This window comes from Sulfitobacter sp. PR48 (assembly GCF_028807335.1).
GTDB lineage: Bacteria > Pseudomonadota > Alphaproteobacteria > Rhodobacterales > Rhodobacteraceae > Sulfitobacter.
This window is the reverse complement of sequence record NZ_JARAMM010000005.1, coordinates 37276-55193: the sequence shown is the minus strand read 5'-3', so window position 1 is coordinate 55193 and position 17918 is coordinate 37276. Positions and strand designations below refer to the sequence as shown.

Sequence of the window (17918 nt, the reverse complement as noted above, 5' to 3'; positions counted from 1 at the left end):
GAAGACAGACACAGCAACCCCGAACCGCCGCAAGACAAGGCAGGAACAGATGGCCGACACGCTCCCCCCGCACGCTTCCGTTGTCGTCAACGGCGGCAGCGCGGGAACGAACCGCGCCCATGACCCGACAGCAACCGCAGGAGGGTCTGAGCCATGACACGCCCCTTCATCATGGTCGCCCCGAACGGGGCCCGGCGCAGCAGGGCGGATCACCCCGCCCTGCCCGTCACCACCGATCAGATCGCCGCCACTGCCCTGGCCTGTGCCAACGCCGGGGCCGATGCCTTGCACCTGCATGTGCGGGACGACGACGGGCGGCATTCGCTCGACGCCGGACGCTACCGCGAGGCGCTGGCCGAAATCGCGGCTCGGGCGCCTGCCCTGCGGCTTCAGATCACGACAGAGGCGGGCGATATCTTTGACGTGGCCGACCAGCTTGCCTGCCTGAAGGCGGTGAAACCTGGCTGGGCCTCGATCTCGGTGCGCGAAATCGCCCGCGACCCGGCGCTGGCGGCACAGGTCTATGGCACCTGCGCCGACCTGGGGACCGAGGTTCAACACATCCTTTATGACACCGACGACATCGCGCTGCTGAACCGCTGGCAGGCCGAGGGCAAGGTGCAGCCGGATCAAACCGAAGTGATCTTCGTGCTGGGCCGCTACACGCCGGGCCAGGCGTCTTCCCCCGACGATCTGCAACCTTTCCGTGATGCCATGCCAAAGGCTGCGGGATGGATGGTCTGCGCCTTTGGCAGCCAGGAACACGCCTGCCTGCTGGCCGCAGCCCGCGCAGGTGGCGCGCTGCGCGTGGGGTTCGAAAACAGCCTGACCGATCACTGCAACCACCCCCACCCTGACAACGCCGCCTCCGTCGCGGCGCTGCGTTCCTTATTGGAGAACCATCTGTCATGACCCAGAGCCACGTCTTCCCCCGCCATTGCCACGCCACCCTGCCGACCGCCATCGGCGGTGAAGGCTGCTATCTGATCGACGCCGACGGCAAGCGTTACTTCGACGGCTCCGGCGGTGCTGCGGTCTCCTGCCTCGGTCATTCCAACGCGCGGGTGCGCGAAGCGATCAAGGCGCAGGTCAACCAGCTGGCCTTTGCCCATACCGGCTTTTTCACCTCCGACCCCGCCGAGAAACTTGCCGATCTGCTGATTGCCAATGCGCCGGGTGACATTGACCGGGTCTATTTCGTCTCCGGCGGTTCCGAGGCCGTTGAAAGCGCCATCAAACTGGCCCGCCAGTACCATGTCGAAAACGGCGAACCGCAGCGCCGCCATCTGATCGCCCGCCGCCAAAGCTATCACGGCAACACCATCGGCGCGCTTTCGGCGGGCGGCAACGCCTGGCGCCGCCAGCAATTCGGCCCTCTGCTGGTCGAGATGAGCCATATCGCCCCCTGCTACGAATACGCCGACCGCCCGGAAGACGAGACCCCGGAGGCTTACGGTCAGCGCGTCGCCAATGAACTTGAGGCCGAGATCCTGCGCCTGGGCGAGGACAGCGTCATGGCCTTCATCGCCGAACCGGTGGTCGGCGCAACGCTGGGCGCCGTGCCCGCCGTGCCGGGATACTTCAAGCGCCTGCGCGAGATCTGCGACCGCTACGGCGTGTTGCTGATCCTCGACGAGGTGATGTGCGGCATGGGCCGGACGGGCCACCTCTTTGCCTGCGACGGTGACGGCATCGCGCCCGACATCCTGTGCATCGCCAAGGGCCTTGGCGCGGGGTATCAGCCTATCGGGGCCATGCTCTGCTCGGCCCGGATCTACGACACCATCGCGGCGGGCACCGGGTTCTTCCAGCACGGGCACACCTATATCGGCCACCCGGTCGCGGCCGCCGCCGGGCTCGCCGTTGTCTCCGAACTGCTGGAAAGGGACCTGCCCGCGCAGGTCCGCACGCGGGGGCAGCACCTGCAGGCGGCGCTGGAACAGCGCTTCGGCCAGCACGCCCATGTCGGGGACATCCGCGGTCGCGGACTTTTCCGGGGGATCGAATTCGTGGCTGACCGCAGCACGAAAGCACCGCTCGACCCCGCACTGGGCATTGCCGGCAAGGTAAAGAAAGCCGCCTTTGCCGAGGGGCTGATCTGCTACCCGATGCCCGGCACCCGCGATGGACGCCACGGCGACCATGTGCTGCTGGCCCCGCCCTTCATCGCCACCGAAGCCGAACTTGACGAGATGGTCGACCGCCTGTCGCGTGCCGTCGATACCGTGATCCTGGGTCTCTGACCCGTCACACCATCTGCATCGGCGCAGCATGGCTGCACCGGTTTATCCGGTCATGACGCCGCAGTCAGGAACGACAACCGCTCGTCCGTACGTGCCGGGGCGACTTCCTGAATCTCGGGGATGGCGATACCTTCCTGTACAAAGGGGTCATCCGCAATGCGCTGCTCCAGCGCCGCCCGATCACTGCCTGCGGCAAGAATGGCGCCGCCTCCCTGGGGTTTCAGGCTGCCCACAAGAAGAAAGGCACCCTCATCAAAACCACGGGCGATCCAGGCATTATGGGCCGCCATGAACTCCGATGCCCTTGATTTCTGTGCCGTGAGGGAAAGCGTGACGATATACATGATCTGTCCTCGTATCAGTGGTGGTTGTTGTGCTGATCTGCCACGGCATCAAGCCACGCCAGCATCTGCGCGACTTCCCTCTCCAGGAAATCCTCGTCCGGATAGGCATTGGCCAAGGTCGCCACACCCTGGCTGCGGGCCAGAATATGCAGGGCAAGCGCATCGGCCTCTTTTCCGCAGCCCATGTCCTGAAAGCGGTGGCGCAGCCACACGCGGAACAGGTCGAACAGGCCGCGCGCACCGGTTTCCCCGGGATGGTCAAGCCTGGCCAGTTCCGAAAACAATGTGCCGACAGGGCAGCCGAAGGACCGGATTTTCCTGTTGTTCTTCAGCAGGATACCGATGAAATTCGCGATACAGTCCCGGGGCGGCTGGCCGTCATCGACCCAACCGCAAAGCATCTCGTGCCGGTCCCTGATACGGCGTTCGATCACCGCATCCAGAATCTGATCCTTGGTTTTGAAGTGATAATAGAAGTTACCGCGCGAAATGCCGACCAGTTCCGCGACATCCGCAAAAGACGTGGCTTCGAACCCCCGTTCGTAAAACAGCCTGTCCGCCGCCGTTACGATTTTCTCCCGCGTCGCTGTTGGTTTCGCTGTCATGCTTGCGCCCCGGATAATGCCTAGGTCAAACGTCCTAGGCATTATCATTAGGTCGCTTGTCCTAACCTGTCAATGGTGTGTTCACTGGCAGGCAAAGCAGCCGCGATCAGCCCGGGAAGAACCCCAGGATGGCCTTGGTCTCCAGACATTCCTCCATGCCAAAGACACCGTATTCGCGGCCATTGCCCGATTGCTTGTAGCCGCCAAAGGCCGCATGGGCATCCCAGGCCGGATGGTTGATATGGACCTGACCGGAGCGGATCTGGCGCGCGACGCGCCGCGCGCTTTCCAGATCGGCAGATTGCACGTGGCCGCCCAGACCAAAGACCGTATCATTGGCGATGGCCACGGCCTCCTCCTCGCTCTCATAGGGCAGGATGCACAGCACCGGGCCAAAGATTTCTTCCTGCGCGATGCGCATGGCGGTCTGCACACCCGAAAAGACCGTCGGCCGCGCATAAAGCCCCTGGGTGATTCCTTCGGCCCGGCCCGGCCCGCCGCAGATCAGCCGCGCGCCTTCCTCAATCCCGACGCGGATCATCTGCTGCACGCGGTCATATTGCGCCCGGTTGGCCACCGGTCCCATGGTTGTCTCCGGGTTCTTCGGGTCGCCGACAACCAGGGTGGCGACATGTTCCCGCGCCAGCGCCTCGACCTCCTCCAGACGATCGGCCGGCACGATCATCCGTGTCGGCGCACTGCAGGACTGGCCCACATTGCGCATGCCCGAAGCGATACCAAGCGGCACGACGCGGGCAAAATCGGCATCAGGCAAGAGGATATTGGGCGATTTGCCCCCCAGCTCCTGCACCACCCGCTTGACCGTCACCGCAGCCGCCTGCGCCACCTGCACACCGGCGCGCACCGAGCCGGTGATCGAAACCATATCCACACCCGGATGCGAGGCGATGGCGGCACCCACCTCCGGCCCGGTGCCGGTCACCATGTTGAACACACCCGCAGGCGTGCCCGCATCATGCATGACCTGCGCAAAAAGGATCGCACTCAGCGGTGACAGCTCACTGGGTTTCAGAACCACCGTGCAACCGGCGGCGATGGCGGGCCCGACCTTGGCGGTGATCTGATACAACGGCCAGTTCCACGGGGTGATCAACCCGCAAACGCCGATCGGCTCGCGCAGGATGGCGGTTGTGCCCTGCCGGACAAGAAAGTCGTAATCTCCCAGCACTTCGATGGCGGCACGGATATGGGCAATCCCGAAGGGCACCTGGGTGCTGCGGGAAAAGCTGATGGCCGCGCCCATTTCCCGGGTCATCGCCTGCGCAAGGTCTTCGGCCCGCGCCTCCAGCTGCGCCTGAATACGCCCCAGCAGGGCGCGGCGCTCTGCCACCGTGGTCAGCGAAAAACTGTCGAACGCCCGGCGCGCGGCGATGACGGCGCGGTCCACATCCGCAGCGGTGCCTGCCGCAATACTGCCTGTCTGCTGCTCCGTCGCGGGATCGGCAAAGGCGATACCGGCATCGGACGATGCATCGACCCATGCGCCGTCAATGTAGAATTGCCTGGTTCTGGTCATATCCATCGGGCTCACCTCTTTCATCATCAGTGCAGGTAATCCTGCAATTTGTAATAGGCCCCCACGAAGGGCAGGAACCATGTCGGGCCAAAATGCCCCGGGATCGCGGGCCAGTCGAAATCGCCCCAGGGATTGGCAGTGGTATTGCCGTCCATCACCTCTGCCATGATCTGACCCATGTAGGTCGCCATCTGCGTCCCGTGCCCGGAATAGCCCATGGAATAGAACAGCCCCTCGCGTTCACCCGCACGCGGCAGCCGGTCGGCGGTCATATCGACCATCCCGCCCCAGCAATAATCGATCCTGGTATTGGCAAGGTCCGGGAAGATCTCGACCATGGAGCGCCGCAGGATGGCGCCGCTTTTGACATCCGACCTGGCGTTGGATCCGGCAAACCGGGCGCGCCCCCCGAACAGCAGGCGGTTGTCGGGGGTGACGCGGAAATAGCTGACAAAGTTGCGGGTGTCCGTGGCATTGCGGCGGCCCGGCACCAGAGCGTCAAGCTGCTCTCTGGACAGGGGCTCGGTGACAATCAGGAACGCCCCCACCGGCACGATCCGGCGGCGGAACCACGACAGCGGCCCGACAGCCGAGGTGCCCGTGGCCAGCAACACCTGTCTGGCATTGACTGAACCGCGTGGCGTGGTCAACCGATGCGCCTGACCGTTCAGCCGCCTGATACCGGTGACCGGGCTGTTCTCATGCAGATGCGCGCCGTGGCGCGCCGCAGCGCTGGCCAGTCCATGGACATATTTGCCCATATGCATCTGTGCCGCATGCGGAAAGATCAGCCCCCCGAAATAACGGTCGGTGCCCACTTCCGCCCCCAGCTCCGCGCGCGAGACCAGCCGCGCATCGGGGTCTGCCCCCTGCACCATCAGCTCATGCGAACGGGCCAGCTTGTCATAATGGGCAGGCTTGGCCGCCATCTTCAGCTTGCCGACGCGCTGAAAGTCGCAATCGATGTTCTCCGCGCGGATCAGGGCTTCAACCGTATCCACGGCGGTGTTGAAGCTTTGGTAAAGCCGCAGGCTGGTTTCGGCCCCCAGCTTGCCGACCATACCGGCATAATCCTGGGCAAAGCCATTGTTGCACATGCCGCCATTGCGCCCCGAGGCGCAGCCGCCAAGCCGGTCGGCCTCCAGCAGGACCACGCTTGCGCCCTTGCGCGCCAGGGCAATGGCAGCGGACAACCCGGTAAAGCCGCCGCCGACCACGGCCACGTCATAATCGCCTTCCACAGGCCCCGTTTCGCAACCCTGGAACCTGGGGGCGGTGTCGTGCCAGTAAGGAACAAGTTTCATTTCTTTGCCTCAACCAAAGGATTGACTGGCCAGAGCGAACAGCCGCTCCGGCCCGGGAATTGCAGGGCGCTTGCCCCGCATCATGGTAGTGACCTGATCCACTTCGGGTAGGCCCAGCTCCGTCAGCCAGGCGCCCAGCCCGCTGTCGCCGCCGATGTCGATGCGCCGGACCTGACCGGCCCTGGACCGCAGGAAATACCGGATCAGCGCCTTGGCGTCCGCCGCACCGCCTGCCACCACCGGCCCGATCACCTGGCCAAGCCCGAAGGGGCGGCAGATGGCATAGGCCTGCGGGCCCGCGTCACCCGCGATCACCATGACGGAACCGGTCTGGAAGAATTCCGCGATCATCCGCTGACGGTCGGCCCCAAAGGCGCGCCGGTCCATCTGCAGGATCGCCTGCATGTCCTCGGCGCGGGCGGCACGCACCTGCGGATCTGCCGCATCCGGTGCCACGTTCAGGCTGGCCGGTGCCAGATGCTGATGAACCGTTCCCTGTGCCTCAAAACCGAAACTCTGATACAGCCGCATCCCCTCGGTCGTGGAATTCAGCATCACGGCGCGCCTGCCGGTAAGTTCCAGCAAACGGGTCAGCAAGACCCGCCCCAACCCGCGCCCCTGCATGGCGGGTGACACGATGATGCTGCCGCAGGTGGCAAAACCATCCCCGTAGGGCCAGCACAGGGCAGAGCCGATGACCGCGCCGTTTTCTTCGGCCAGAACCCCCTGCCCAAGGATCTGCGCGATGCGCCAGTCCTCCAGGCGATAGGCCCAGCCGACCGCTTGTGACAGGTGCAGCGCACTTTCCAGATCAGGCTGCGCTGCGGTCATCGGGCGCAGGGTTAAGGGCAATGTCTTTAGATCCATGTCTTCTCCTCACGCATGGCAGGCGGCGATGGCGTCGATTTCAACGAGATAGCCGTAGTGCAGCTCGGGCACCGGCACGACAGAACGGGCCGGGCGCAGATCGCCCAGCATCTGCGCATAGATCGCGTTGAAACGCGGCCAGTTGGCGACGTCCACAAGATAAACCGTCACCTTCAGCAGGGTCTCGGCCGAGGCCCCGGCGGCCCTGGTGACAGCCAGCAGGTTGGCGATGGCTTGCCGCGCCTGGGTCTCGAAATCCGCCTGCGGGTGGTGGCTGCCATCCGGGGCGACGGGCAGCTGCCCCGAGACATAGACCAGCCCGCCATGCCGCAGTGCCTGCACGTAGTGGCCTGCAGCAGCGGGGGCATCCTTGGTCGAAACCGGGGTGATCTCTGCCGCGCGCATCACCAGCCTCCGAACCGCGGCCAGACCGCTTCGACATCGCGGCTGTCACTGCGCAGCACATGATAGCGGTCATGCTGCGCGCCGGTGGCGCAGGCGTGATTGGGCAGGATCCGCAGGCGGGTGCCGATCGGCAGATCGGGCAGCACAGCGCCTGATCCGGGCCGCAGGGCAAGAATGCCATGTTCCTGATTGGCATCCACCATGATCAGATCCGCCAGCGGCGCACCATCAATGTCGCAGACCAGCCCATAGCCCTGATCAAGCGTCTGTTTCGATGTGCCCCGGTCGCGCGACATCGCCATCCAGCCGGCATCGACCAGGATCCAGCCCTTTTCCTGCTGATGTCCGATCACCGTGGCCAGCACCGAAACCGCGATGTCGTCTACCGCACAGACGCCGATCCCGGCCATCACCAGATCGAAGAAGACAAAGACACCGGCCCGCACCTCGGTCACACCGTCAAGGTTCTCGGCAAAATGCGCCGTCGGGGTCGACCCGACGCTGACCACCGGACATTCATAGCCGGCCTCGCGCAGAATGGTGGCCGCCGCGACCGCGCTGGCCCGCTCGCCCTCGGCACAGGCGCGCAGCGCCGCGTCGCCGCGCGCGCCATAGCTGTCACCGGCATGGGTCAGCACCCCGCGCAGGGCGCCCGCCTCTGTCAGCGCCCCCGCAATGGCCAGCAACCTCTCGCGGTCATGCGGCAGCACGCCGGAGCGATGGCCGTCACAGTCAATCTCGATCAGCGCCGGAATCGCAGCACCCGCCCTGCGCGAAGCCTCGGCCACGGCCTGCGCCTGAACCACCGTGTCCAGGGTCACCGCCAGATCCACCCCTGCCCCGCGCAGCGCCAGCACGCGGTCCAACTTGTCGGGAGTGATGCCCACGGCATAGGTGATGTCGGTGACACCGGCGGCGGCAAATTCCTCGGCCTCTTTCAATGTCGAAACCGTCGCCGGACCTGCTGCCGTGGTCATTACCCGCCGTGCGGCCTCGGGCGATTTGCAGGTTTTCAGATGCGGACGCAGCTCGGGCCCAAGCTGCGCCAGCCGCCCCCGCAACCGCGTCACATTGCGGTCCATACGGTCACGGTCAAGAACCAGACAGGGGGTGGCAAGGGTTTCCAGGCACTGACCGGCCTCAGATGGTGGATTTGCTGGGATTGAGGACATCTTCAGGCTCCGTAACTTGGGGTAATCGGCAGTGCCCGGCTCCGGCCCGGTCGCAACGCCGGTGATCCGGCCGGCGCGGCTTCCCACCAATGGGGCGTGTTCTTTCCGGCGGTTCTGTTGGCTGGCATCTGCATATCTTCTCTTTCGGGCGAACCGGACGGCCCTGGTGCCCTTGGGATCAGAATGACCATTCGCGCGCCGCAGGATTCTCCGTTTCCGCAGCCGGTCGCGACATCTTCTTTCGTACTTCCATGAAAAACCGCAGGGTTCACACTTGCCGCAAAGCTGCGGAAGTTTGCCTTGGATGGGAGGGTCAGCCCGGGGTGCGGTTCTCCGCGGGGAATACAATCCGGCAAGGGGATGGCGTGGCTCAGCCCCGCCCGATCAACTCAGGGCGTGGCCCGCCAGAGCAAAGACCCAGGGTGCGGTCGCAGAGCGGTTCAGGAACCTGCGGCCCTTCGACATCGTGATCGTCGTCTCGACCGGGGCGAGCCCGCATTGGGTCAGAAACTCGGCAAACGGGCCGGATTCTTCGCGGGTGTCGATCCGCACCTGACACCCCTTCATCGTTTTCAGATGCCAGGTGGCAAGCTGGATCGCATCTTCATCGCTGCTGGCGACAATCGGGCCAATCACCTCAAGCCCCCCGAAGGGACGGCGCATCGAATAGCCAACCACTTTTCCATCCCGGCGCAGAACGCAGATGGAAGACGTTTCCGCCAGTTTTTCCAGCACCGGCGCACGGTTCACGCCAAAGCCCTGGCTGTCGCAATCCATGATCTCATCGATCTGGGAGACAGGCAATTTGCCCAGACTTCCCTGCGCGGGGCCCAGTTCCGGCACAGCGGACACTTTGCCCGCGTTCAGGAAAACCGTCGCCTCATGTTCAAAGCCCAGAGAAAGATAAAGCGGATAGGCGGCCTTTGTCGCATTCAGGGCCAGGTTGCTGACTTTGCAACGCTCCAGCACCTGCGCCATCAGCCAGCGGCCCGCCCCCTGCGCCTGCGAGCGGGTCGTCGTGATCACCAGCCCGATTGTCGCAAAGTCTTCGCTTTGCTGAAACCACATCGCACTGCCAAAGACGCGACCAATCTCGTCTACCGCGACGATCCCCTCGCCAACCTGCCGCAGGAATTCCCAGTCGGCGGGCCGGTGCGGCCAGCCCACCCCGGCTGAAAGGGCATGCAACAGGTGAACATCGACATCGGAAATATCCTGCGCGACCAGTTCGAAGGACTTAATGCGAACGGATTTTCCCATCGAGACTCCTCCTCCAGCGATCTGATCCGCTATTTTCCCGGTCACATCCCACCGGTGAGTTTAGCGCGGGAACAATAGTTGTTGTCCTGATAATGGCTTCAATGCATCGGTAGAATTCACTTCATTTGGCCTGGCCAGCCAATTATTCTGCTAAACTGGTTTGATATTACGCACAACCAACATTGCCATCGGCTGTGAGCGATAGCTGAACCGCGCTTCCTGTTCCAACCGACGGGCATTTCCGGTGCAAGCCGGGCCACTGACAGTACATTTCAGGTTTCAAGCCTGCGGAGCAGCCCGATGGCCTCGTCCAACCCGGTCTTGTCACGCTCTGCGATCAGGACAAGTCGGCAGACGGGATCCACCCCTTCTTCTGCGCGGGCCAGCGTGGCGCGGTTGCCTGAAAGCTGGAACAGCATCATCTCAGTCTGGCCCTTGAACCGAATGAACCCTTTTGCCCGCAACAACCCCGGCGCGAGCTGGCCCATCACTTTCTGAAATGCGCCAAGATCAATGGCACCTTCATGGATCCATTCCGCATGGGCAAAGCGATTGTCCGGCGCCGGGTTTGTCCTGGGGAAGTTGCGGTTTGTCTCCTGCAGCTCAAGCAAGGCGGATATCGAGGGCGCCTCCGAAAGGTCGAGGATGGTCTTTCTGAAGCTGACGGACAGGCGGCTGCGCAATGCGCTCAGCGCTTCAGTGGTCGTGCAATCGCCCTTGGCCAGAAGCAGCACATCCGAGCCGCGGACCTGCGTCTGCCACAAGGGGTCATCCATACGGTGCGGGGCATCTGTGGCGTCGACGACGCCGATGACCGTCTGCAGGCGCGCGGACTGCCAGATCACCGGGTCCATGAGGGACTGGATGATGCCGGTGGGATCTGCCACACCGCTGGCTTCGACCACGATCAGTTCCGGTACCGGTGTCTGGCGCATGACCGTGCGCAGCGTGCGCAGCAGGTCGCCCTGAAGCGAGCAGCAGATGCAGCCGTTCTTCAGCCCGATCACCCCATCTGCCGATGCGCCGATCAATGTGGCGTCGATGTTGATCGACCCGAAGTCATTGACAATGGCCGCGATCCGCAGGCCATGACCGCTTTGCAGCAATGTGTTGATGAAAGTGGTCTTCCCGGCGCCGAGAAACCCGGTGACGACCAGGATCGGTACGCTCATGAGGTCTCGCGTCTGATCGGCCTGCCCGGCGCGGCATCGGGGTTGAGCATACCATCCGTGATGACAGCCACCCCGTTGACCAGCAGATGGCACACACCCACCGACGGGCGGTTCATTGCGGTGAAATCGGCCCGATCCTCCAGGGTTTCGAGGTTGAAAACGACGATATCGGCATCGCACCCTTCCTGCAGCCGGGCCTTGCGCGTCATCTGCGCTGCACATCCTTCGATGACCCGGGTGGGCAGGATCGTGCATTTTGCCAGACCTTCCATCAGGGACATGGTCTGGCGGTCCCGCACATAGCGGCTGATAAACCGTGTGAACGTGCCGGATGAACGCGGATGCGCGGAAAGGGTATCGGGCAACGGCCATTCCAGCCCTTCATAGATGCTGCCGTCCTCGTTGATCCAGGGCATCGCGTCCGAGGCGATCGAGCCGCCCGCATAGGTCACCGACAGGTCCAGCAGGCGGCGGTGCTCATCGTTCACCTCCACATCCAGGAAATGCCACATCACCAGGTCGGAAGGGGCGTTTTCGCGGGCTTTTTCAATATCCTCGCGTCCGGTGAACCGGTGGTGTTTCCGGATCAGCTCGACATTGGAATAATCGCTGCCGGTGCGCCGGGTAAAGTCCGGGTCACTGAAAAAACCGGCGCTGACAACAGTGGCCCCCGTGCCGTAGGGGTAGGCCTCGGTCGTGACCGGCAGGCCCTGGGCCTGCGCCTTGGCGACCAGTTCCGTCACCCGCTCGATGTCCATCAGCGAAGTCGAATTCAGGTGACAGATATGCATATGCGCACCGGTTGCCCCTGCCAGTCCAATCAGCCGTACATAGCTGTCGACCGAGCTTTGCGGGTCGATGTTGCTGAGATAGGCGATATGGGTGAAGGTCGGTGTGCCGTATTCAAAAGCCAGATCGCAGATTTCGGTCATTTCCTTGACCCCCGCGCCGGGGGCATAGCCGTTGGGGATACCGATGCCTATGGCACCTTCATCCAGCGCCTGCCGCACATGGGCGACGATGGCTTTCGTTTGATCCGCATCCGCAGCCTCTGTCGACCAGCGCATATCTTCCGCACCGGCGCCCATCTGGTCGATCGGATGCACGCCGGCGTCCAGTGTGATGGCACCCATCACCGCCTTGCGCCCGAACAGCCAGGCCGCTGCGGTGCCATAGTTCAACGCGCGTGGAATACCCGCCTGCCTGTCGTACCATCCCGCCACGGGAAGCGCGCCGACCTCCAGTTCCAGCGTTGTGGTAACACCGTCAAAAGCCTGCATCCGGTCCGCCGCTACCGACTGGCCATGTGCATGAATATCCACGAAACCGGGAGAGACGATCAGCCCGGTTGCGTCGATCTCTGTCTTGCCCTTGTCAGATACCGCGCCGATCCGGGTGATCTGCCCGCCCGAGATGGCGATGTCGCAGACCTGATCGAAGCCGCTGTCCGGGTCCATCACCCGGCCATTGCGGATTATGATGTCGGGGATATCTGTCATGGATTATTCCATTCTATGAGAAAGGGTTATCGACCCTTGGCCAATAGTTCCCGTCGCGTTTGGTCAGCGGAAGCCTGGTGAAATCCGGGGTGATGGCACCGGGGGTGCCGAGGTGGATAACCTCTGCCGCCATCGGGGCGAAGCCATCGTAGAAATGCTGTGAGGATTTCACGACCACGTATTTCATCGCGGCAAGGTTGATGCCAAGGTTTTCGAAGGCTTCAGGGTGGAAGGTCTGGGTGCGGCGCGTGTTCAGGACAAGATGCACACCATCCGCTTCGAGCCAGACGCAATCGCCCATGTTCATTTCCGCCTTGCCCAGATGCTGCACGGCATCATGGGCGATGCCGCGCACCGTCACGGTCAGATCGACCGGATCGCCTGACATGGGTCCGATCTTGCCCCCCACGCGCACGGCCATTGTGGCCCCGATGCCCGCGTCGATGCACATGCCGACAAGCACAGGATCCCAGAAGGTGCCGATGGCGACATCTTTCAGCCCGCGCTCCAGCACGGCCTTGAGGACATAGGTGGAATCCGAAGGCGCCCCGCCCCCCGCATTATCCGCGAAATCCGCCAGCACGACGGGTGCGGCGTTGGATGCAACGGCACGGTCGATCCCTTCGTCCATGCCGGGAAAGCGGCGCAGGTCGCCGCGCATGTCCCAAAGCTCCCGGCCCAGGGCTTCGGCCCGTTCTGCGGCAAGATCCGCGTCGCCATCGGTGATGACCAGCGTCCTTGTCCCGCAGCGCGGATTGTCCCCCCATGGAAAGCCATGCACCAGTGAGACAGAGAGGATACCGCCTGTCCCTTCCATCGCGCTCATCCGGTCCACGTAGCTGCGCACCGGCTCGAACGGCGTGTGATACATGGCCATCATCCGGCAGTCATAGTCGCGCATGACCGGCGTGACCCGGCCCGCCGCTGCATCGGCGCAGATGGTGAACAGTTCTTCGGCGCGTTCGGTCACGTCGATATGGGGGTATTCCTTGTAGCAGATGATCGCGGTGGCATTGTCCAGCATCGCTTCGGTAAGGTGGCAATGAGGGTCAACCTCCAGCCCCACTTTTGCATCGGGCCCGACGATGCCGCGCACCCGGTCGAGCAGGTCACCTTCGCAATCGTCGTAGCCTTGTGCGATCATCGCGCCATGCATCGACAAGAGCACCACGTCGACCGGCATGGCAGATCTGAGATCGCTCAGGATGTCATCGCGCATCGCCTCGTAGACATGCCCGACGGTGGGGCCCGCCGGTTGCGCATAGGTCGACAGGCTTTCGGCCACTTCCCATCCCAGCGCTTCGGCGCGGTGTCGCCAGACCGTTACGGCAGCGGCGTAAAGCCCCGCTTCGCCCCGAGATGCCTGCTTGGTGTAAAGATGTTCCTTGAACCCGCTCCACCCCGTCGGGATCGGGGAGAACGAATTGGTTTCAGTTGCCAGCGAAGCCATGAAGAGTTTCATCGGGTGTCTTTCAGTTCGGCGATGGCCCGCGCGATATCGGCCAGCACGTGCAGGAGAATGAGCGAAAAGGCGAGCGGGATCGCTATCCCGAAGACCACCATCGGCAGGTCCATCGTTTCGGTTTGCCTGCCCGCCAGCCGCGCGAGGTAGCCGCGTGCCGGATCGGCGCCGGGCCCGAGGAAGCTGAACCAGAGGATCGGCAGGATAAAGCACAATACGCCGAAGACGCGGACCAGAGTGGCCGCAAACCCGCGGGTTCCGGTGGCTTTCAGGGCGTCGGGGAAAAGGGTCGGGTCGCTGCGGAACCGAAAGGCGCAGGTCGCGCCCAGCAATCCGCCCCAGACCATGGAGAAGCGCGCAAGCTCTTCAGTCCAGATCGGAGGTTGGTTCAGAAGGTAGCGGGCGATGACCTGCCAGCCGGCCGCGAAGAGCATCAGCGCGACCGCCAGGGCAGCGCCCAGCAGTGCCACGCGGTTCAGCCCGCCCGACAGCCGGTCCAGCAGATTTGCCACCGCCCGCATGGGATCAGCGCCCGACCGCTGCGTTCCAGGCGGCAAGCGCGCCATCGGGCATTTCGGTGGATTCATAAAGCGGCTGGCTGGCGTCACGGAATTTCTGACGCTCCTCCGGTGTCAGTTCGATCACCTCGATTCCCGCCTCACCCAGTTGCTTGAGCACTTCGGTATCGTCGGAAACCAGCTTGCGGTTCGCCTCATGGGCCGCTGCGACGGCCGCCTGCACGGTCGCGCGCTCTTCGTCCGTCAGACCTTGATACCAGTCCTCGGAAGCAATCGCGACGCGGACAGACGGGCTCATCCGGGCATTGGTGAAATAGTTGATGAAGGAGGTGTGCCCGTAGGTCAGCGGCACGAAGGCCGGGTTGATATAACCGCCCGCGACGCCGGTTTGCAGCGCATTGGGCACTTCGGACCAGGATACGATGGTCCCTTTCGCGCCCCATTGTTCGAATGTGTTGATCTGCACCTCGTCCAGGGCACGCATCCGCACGCCACTCATGTCCTCGAAAGTGCGGATCGGCACTTCTGTGGTGAAGATACCCGTGGGGGTGCCGGTATAGACGATATCCAGCACGCGCACGCCCTTGGGGGTGGTGCCCGCGTTGATCTGCGCCAGCATGCCGCCTGCGTCCAGCGCCATGTCCAGTTGCGCCATGTCGTCGAAGAAGTAAGGCATCATCGAACCGTTGATCGTGGTGTCGAGCGCCCCTGCCGATTTCGCGTCGGACATGGAGACTTCGAGCAACCCCTGGCTGACCTGGTCCAGACGCTCTGCCTCTTCGCCCAGCGAGTTGCGTTCAAACTCCGTGGCTTCGATGCCATTGGCGTTGAGGTATTCGCCAAAGGTATGGGCCCACATGTAGGTGCCTGATTTCTCCAGATCAGGCGGGCTGTCGAGCGCAATCTTGACTTCCGCCGTCGCAGGCAGTGTCAGGGCGACGGTGATGGCTGAAGCGGTCAGAATGGTTGTCATTCTCATTTTCTGGTTCCTTCCCTTGTTGGTGTGGTCTTGAGCTATTTCCAAAGCCCCAGCGTGCGGGGCAGCCAGAGGCTGATCTCGGGCGTGAAAACCAGCACGCCCAGGACAATGATTTCGGCAAAGACAAAGGGCATGACCGCGCGGGCAAGCCGCCAGTAATCCACGCCCGTCACGGTGGAGACGATCAGCAGGCAGCCGCCCAGCGGGGGCGATACCAACCCGATGCAGAGGTTGAAGCAGATGACGATGCCCAGGTGTACGGGGTCGGCCCCGTTGGCCAGTGCGACAGGTGCCAGCAGCGGCACCAGCAAGGCCAGTGCAACGGGCACGTCCATCACCATCCCGGCAAAGATAAACAGGATGTTCATCACGATCAGGAAACCGACGGGGCCAAGGCCCATCTGATCGACCAGCCCGGCAATCGCCTGCGGAATTCTTTCCAGTGCGGCGAGATGGCCAAAGGCGGCCACGGCGCAGAGGATCATGAAGATCGACCCGGTCAGGACGGCGGTGCGCGAGAAACTCTCCCAGACATCGGAGGCCGTCAGCGGCGAATAGAAGAATGATGCGACGATCGCGGCGCCTACCGCGACGGAGGCCGCTTCGGTCGGGGTCATCCAGCCCAGAACGATGCCACCCACAATGACCAGCGGCAGGCACAATGCCGGAAGGGCGGCAAAGACTGCGGACAGCAGGTTCGGCGCTTCGCCTTTTTCGACGCGCGGGTGGTCGTCGCGCCAGGCAAAGAAACCATTGACCGCGAAAAGCGCCACAGCCAGCAGCAGGCCCGGCAGAATGCCCGCAACGAACAGCGCCGCAACCGAGGTCTGCATCAATGCGCCGTAGAAAATCAGGATGATGGAGGGCGGCACAATCGGGCCGATGATCGACGAGGCCGCAGTGATCGCACCGGCATATTCCGCCGTATAGCCCCGTTCCCGCATCGCCGGGACCAGGGTGTTTGACAGCGCCGCCGCATCGGCCACGGCCGACCCTGAAATGCCCGCGAAAAAGACAGAAGTCATGATATTCACATGCCCCAGCCCACCGCGCAGCCGTCCAATCAGTGCCATCGAGAGGTCGATCAGCGACTTGGTCACGCCCCCCCGGTTCATCAATTCGCCTGCAAGTATGAACAGCGGCATCGCCAGCAGTGAAAACACGCTGATCTGGGAAAACACCTTTTGCGGCAGGACTGCCAGGTAGCGGGTGTTGTCGGAAATGACAAAGCTGAGCACCGCCGCGCCGCCGATGACATAGGCAAGCGCAAGGCCAGAGGCCAGAAAGGCCGCAGCGATGAAGGGCACGATCCAGATCATGCCGGCACCGCCAGCCGGTTGGGCGAGACCTGCGAAGGGTCAAAGCCGGTGTCGGTCACCACCGCGGGCATCTCCGCGCCCAGGATCAGGGCCGCCGCAACCTCGGCGGCGGCGGGGGCGGACTGGATACCATAGCCACCCTGCGCCGCCATCCAGAAAAAACCGTCAACCCTCTGGGAGAACCCGATCACCGGCTCCTTGTCGGAGACGAAACTGCGCAGTCCCGCCCATTTGTTTTCGATCCGTCTGATATCCAGATCGAAGGCTGTCATGATCCGGTCGGCGCAGATGGCGACATCCATCTCTTCGGGCTGGGCATCACAGGGATCAGTTGGTGTTTCATCGGCAGGCGAGATCAGCAACCGGCCCGCGTCGGGCTTCAGGTAGAATTCTTCGTCAATGTCGATTGTGATGGGGGCATCGCGCCGGGTGAAACCTGCCGGTTCCGCCACAACCATCGCCGTACGCCGCTTGGGCACCAGTCCGATGTTTTCGGCACCTGCCAGCTGCCCGATCTGATCGGCCCAGGCCCCCGCCGCGTTGACGATCATCGGCGCGGTCATGTGGTCTTGGCCAGAGGTGCGGACAACCCAGGTGTTGCCTTCCCTCTTCAACTCCTCAACAGCGGCTTTTGTACGGGTCACACCGCCCCGCGCCCTGAACAGCCGCAGATAACCTTGATGGAGCGCGGCAACATCAATGTCCTGCCCGCCACAATCCAGCATCCCCGCAGTTGCATAGCCTTCGCGCAGCAAGGGTTGATGGGCGCGCAGACCGCTCGCATCAAGCCACTGCACCTTGGTCCCGGTTGCCACCGCAGCAATCGAGCTTTCCAGCGCGGCAAGCTGATCTGCACGGGCGATCATCAGGATCTGGCGGGGCGTCAGCAGCGCTTCGGATGCAAAACCTTCGGGCGGCTGATCGTAAAACCCGCGAGAGGCACGGGTCAGCGCGCGCACGGCTTCGGGCCCATAGCTGGGGGCAAAGACGGCGGCGGAACGCCCGGTAGTGTGATAGCCCGGCTGGCTTTCCATCTCGACCAGCACAACCCGCAGTGTGGCAGCCAGATGCGCCGCGACCGATGCCCCGGCAATGCCTGCGCCGATGATGATCACGTCCGCCGAGTGGGTCTGTCCAGCCATTGCAGCACTTTCTATGGGGTCGATTCCATTGCCGTCAGGCTAGGCAGGTTCTCGCAGGATGCAACAAAAATTTCTCACATACGAAAATAA

17 protein-coding genes are annotated in these 17918 nt (G+C 63.3%); 2 read left to right on the top strand and 15 right to left on the bottom strand.

The genetic code is table 11. The features are described from left to right. The first annotated feature begins 153 nt into the window (after positions 1-153). Both PVW51_RS08125 and PVW51_RS08120 read left to right on the top strand, forming a co-directional pair. Entirely contained in the window at positions 154-912 is a 759-nt protein-coding gene (locus PVW51_RS08125; RefSeq protein WP_274574468.1) for a 3-keto-5-aminohexanoate cleavage protein, read from the top strand. Then, positions 909-2243, top strand: a complete 1335-nt coding sequence (locus PVW51_RS08120; RefSeq protein ID WP_274574467.1) for an aspartate aminotransferase family protein — start codon at positions 909-911, stop codon at positions 2241-2243. The genes PVW51_RS08125 and PVW51_RS08120 overlap by 4 nt, the downstream gene beginning before the upstream one ends. A gap of 50 nt (positions 2244-2293) precedes the next feature. Here the strand turns inward: PVW51_RS08120 and PVW51_RS08115 are convergent, their stop codons facing one another. The 15 genes from PVW51_RS08115 to PVW51_RS08045 all read right to left on the bottom strand — a co-directional run bounded on the left by PVW51_RS08115 (position 2294) and on the right by PVW51_RS08045 (position 17828). Next, positions 2294-2587, bottom strand: a complete 294-nt coding sequence (locus PVW51_RS08115) for a YciI family protein (RefSeq protein ID WP_274574465.1) — start codon at positions 2585-2587, stop codon at positions 2294-2296. 14 nt (positions 2588-2601) lie between these two features. After that, complete coding sequence (locus PVW51_RS08110) at positions 2602-3192, bottom strand: TetR/AcrR family transcriptional regulator (protein WP_274574464.1); 591 nt, start codon at positions 3190-3192, stop codon at positions 2602-2604. Positions 3193-3298: 106 nt separating this feature from the next. Continuing rightward, entirely contained in the window at positions 3299-4729 is a 1431-nt protein-coding gene (locus tag PVW51_RS08105) for an aldehyde dehydrogenase family protein (protein ID WP_443287805.1), read from the bottom strand. A 26-nt stretch (positions 4730-4755) separates the two neighbouring features. Beyond that, positions 4756-6033 (bottom strand): NAD(P)/FAD-dependent oxidoreductase, encoded by a 1278-nt coding sequence (locus tag PVW51_RS08100; RefSeq protein ID WP_274574462.1) that lies wholly within the window; start codon positions 6031-6033, stop codon positions 4756-4758. Between the two features lie 9 nt (positions 6034-6042). After that, on the bottom strand, positions 6043-6900 hold the full coding sequence (locus tag PVW51_RS08095) for a GNAT family N-acetyltransferase (RefSeq protein ID WP_274574460.1): 858 nt from the start codon (positions 6898-6900) through the stop codon (positions 6043-6045). A gap of 9 nt (positions 6901-6909) precedes the next feature. Then, positions 6910-7305, bottom strand: a complete 396-nt coding sequence (locus PVW51_RS08090; RefSeq protein WP_269360724.1) for a RidA family protein — start codon at positions 7303-7305, stop codon at positions 6910-6912. After that, positions 7305-8477 (bottom strand): DSD1 family PLP-dependent enzyme, encoded by a 1173-nt coding sequence (locus PVW51_RS08085; RefSeq protein WP_274574459.1) that lies wholly within the window; start codon positions 8475-8477, stop codon positions 7305-7307. The genes PVW51_RS08090 and PVW51_RS08085 overlap by 1 nt, the downstream gene beginning before the upstream one ends. Before the next feature lie 384 nt (positions 8478-8861). Further along, positions 8862-9737 (bottom strand): GNAT family N-acetyltransferase, encoded by an 876-nt coding sequence (locus tag PVW51_RS08080; RefSeq protein WP_274574457.1) that lies wholly within the window; start codon positions 9735-9737, stop codon positions 8862-8864. A 272-nt stretch (positions 9738-10009) separates the two neighbouring features. After that, on the bottom strand, positions 10010-10909 hold the full coding sequence (locus PVW51_RS08075) for a CobW family GTP-binding protein (RefSeq protein ID WP_274574456.1): 900 nt from the start codon (positions 10907-10909) through the stop codon (positions 10010-10012). Beyond that, on the bottom strand, positions 10906-12408 hold the full coding sequence (locus PVW51_RS08070) for an amidohydrolase family protein (protein WP_274574455.1): 1503 nt from the start codon (positions 12406-12408) through the stop codon (positions 10906-10908). Before PVW51_RS08070 ends, PVW51_RS08075 begins: the two co-directional genes overlap by 4 nt. Before the next feature lie 13 nt (positions 12409-12421). Next, positions 12422-13870, bottom strand: coding sequence for a M81 family metallopeptidase (locus tag PVW51_RS08065; protein WP_274574453.1), 1449 nt, complete (start codon positions 13868-13870; stop codon positions 12422-12424). Then, positions 13867-14391, bottom strand: coding sequence for a TRAP transporter small permease (locus PVW51_RS08060; RefSeq protein ID WP_274574452.1), 525 nt, complete (start codon positions 14389-14391; stop codon positions 13867-13869). Before PVW51_RS08060 ends, PVW51_RS08065 begins: the two co-directional genes overlap by 4 nt. Before the next feature lie 4 nt (positions 14392-14395). Beyond that, on the bottom strand, positions 14396-15367 hold the full coding sequence (locus tag PVW51_RS08055) for a TRAP transporter substrate-binding protein (RefSeq protein ID WP_269360736.1): 972 nt from the start codon (positions 15365-15367) through the stop codon (positions 14396-14398). Between the two features lie 35 nt (positions 15368-15402). Continuing rightward, a complete protein-coding gene (locus PVW51_RS08050) occupies positions 15403-16686 on the bottom strand; it encodes a TRAP transporter large permease (RefSeq protein ID WP_269360737.1) in 1284 nt (427 codons plus the stop codon). Further along, a complete protein-coding gene (locus PVW51_RS08045; RefSeq protein WP_274574451.1) occupies positions 16683-17828 on the bottom strand; it encodes an NAD(P)/FAD-dependent oxidoreductase in 1146 nt (381 codons plus the stop codon). Before PVW51_RS08045 ends, PVW51_RS08050 begins: the two co-directional genes overlap by 4 nt. Positions 17829-17918: the final 90 nt, after the last annotated feature.

What these genes read in the sequence shown, in the direction of transcription:
- PVW51_RS08110 (WP_274574464.1), bottom strand. Translation starts at nt 3,192, where the DNA reads ATGACAGCGAAACCAACAGCGACGCGGGAGAAAATCGTAACGGCGGCG.
- PVW51_RS08055 (WP_269360736.1), bottom strand. Translation starts at nt 15,367, where the DNA reads ATGAGAATGACAACCATTCTGACCGCTTCAGCCATCACCGTCGCCCTG.
- PVW51_RS08050 (WP_269360737.1), bottom strand. Translation starts at nt 16,686, where the DNA reads ATGATCTGGATCGTGCCCTTCATCGCTGCGGCCTTTCTGGCCTCTGGC.
- PVW51_RS08070 (WP_274574455.1), bottom strand. Translation starts at nt 12,408, where the DNA reads ATGACAGATATCCCCGACATCATAATCCGCAATGGCCGGGTGATGGAC.
- PVW51_RS08095 (WP_274574460.1), bottom strand. Translation starts at nt 6,900, where the DNA reads ATGGATCTAAAGACATTGCCCTTAACCCTGCGCCCGATGACCGCAGCG.
- PVW51_RS08125 (WP_274574468.1), top strand. Translation starts at nt 154, where the DNA reads ATGACACGCCCCTTCATCATGGTCGCCCCGAACGGGGCCCGGCGCAGC.
- PVW51_RS08085 (WP_274574459.1), bottom strand. Translation starts at nt 8,477, where the DNA reads ATGTCCTCAATCCCAGCAAATCCACCATCTGAGGCCGGTCAGTGCCTG.
- PVW51_RS08045 (WP_274574451.1), bottom strand. Translation starts at nt 17,828, where the DNA reads ATGGCTGGACAGACCCACTCGGCGGACGTGATCATCATCGGCGCAGGC.
- PVW51_RS08075 (WP_274574456.1), bottom strand. Translation starts at nt 10,909, where the DNA reads ATGAGCGTACCGATCCTGGTCGTCACCGGGTTTCTCGGCGCCGGGAAG.
- PVW51_RS08100 (WP_274574462.1), bottom strand. Translation starts at nt 6,033, where the DNA reads ATGAAACTTGTTCCTTACTGGCACGACACCGCCCCCAGGTTCCAGGGT.
- PVW51_RS08060 (WP_274574452.1), bottom strand. Translation starts at nt 14,391, where the DNA reads ATGCGGGCGGTGGCAAATCTGCTGGACCGGCTGTCGGGCGGGCTGAAC.
- PVW51_RS08080 (WP_274574457.1), bottom strand. Translation starts at nt 9,737, where the DNA reads ATGGGAAAATCCGTTCGCATTAAGTCCTTCGAACTGGTCGCGCAGGAT.
- PVW51_RS08090 (WP_269360724.1), bottom strand. Translation starts at nt 7,305, where the DNA reads ATGCGCGCGGCAGAGATCACCCCGGTTTCGACCAAGGATGCCCCCGCT.
- PVW51_RS08115 (WP_274574465.1), bottom strand. Translation starts at nt 2,587, where the DNA reads ATGTATATCGTCACGCTTTCCCTCACGGCACAGAAATCAAGGGCATCG.
- PVW51_RS08120 (WP_274574467.1), top strand. Translation starts at nt 909, where the DNA reads ATGACCCAGAGCCACGTCTTCCCCCGCCATTGCCACGCCACCCTGCCG.
- PVW51_RS08105 (WP_443287805.1), bottom strand. Translation starts at nt 4,729, where the DNA reads ATGACCAGAACCAGGCAATTCTACATTGACGGCGCATGGGTCGATGCA.
- PVW51_RS08065 (WP_274574453.1), bottom strand. Translation starts at nt 13,870, where the DNA reads ATGAAACTCTTCATGGCTTCGCTGGCAACTGAAACCAATTCGTTCTCC.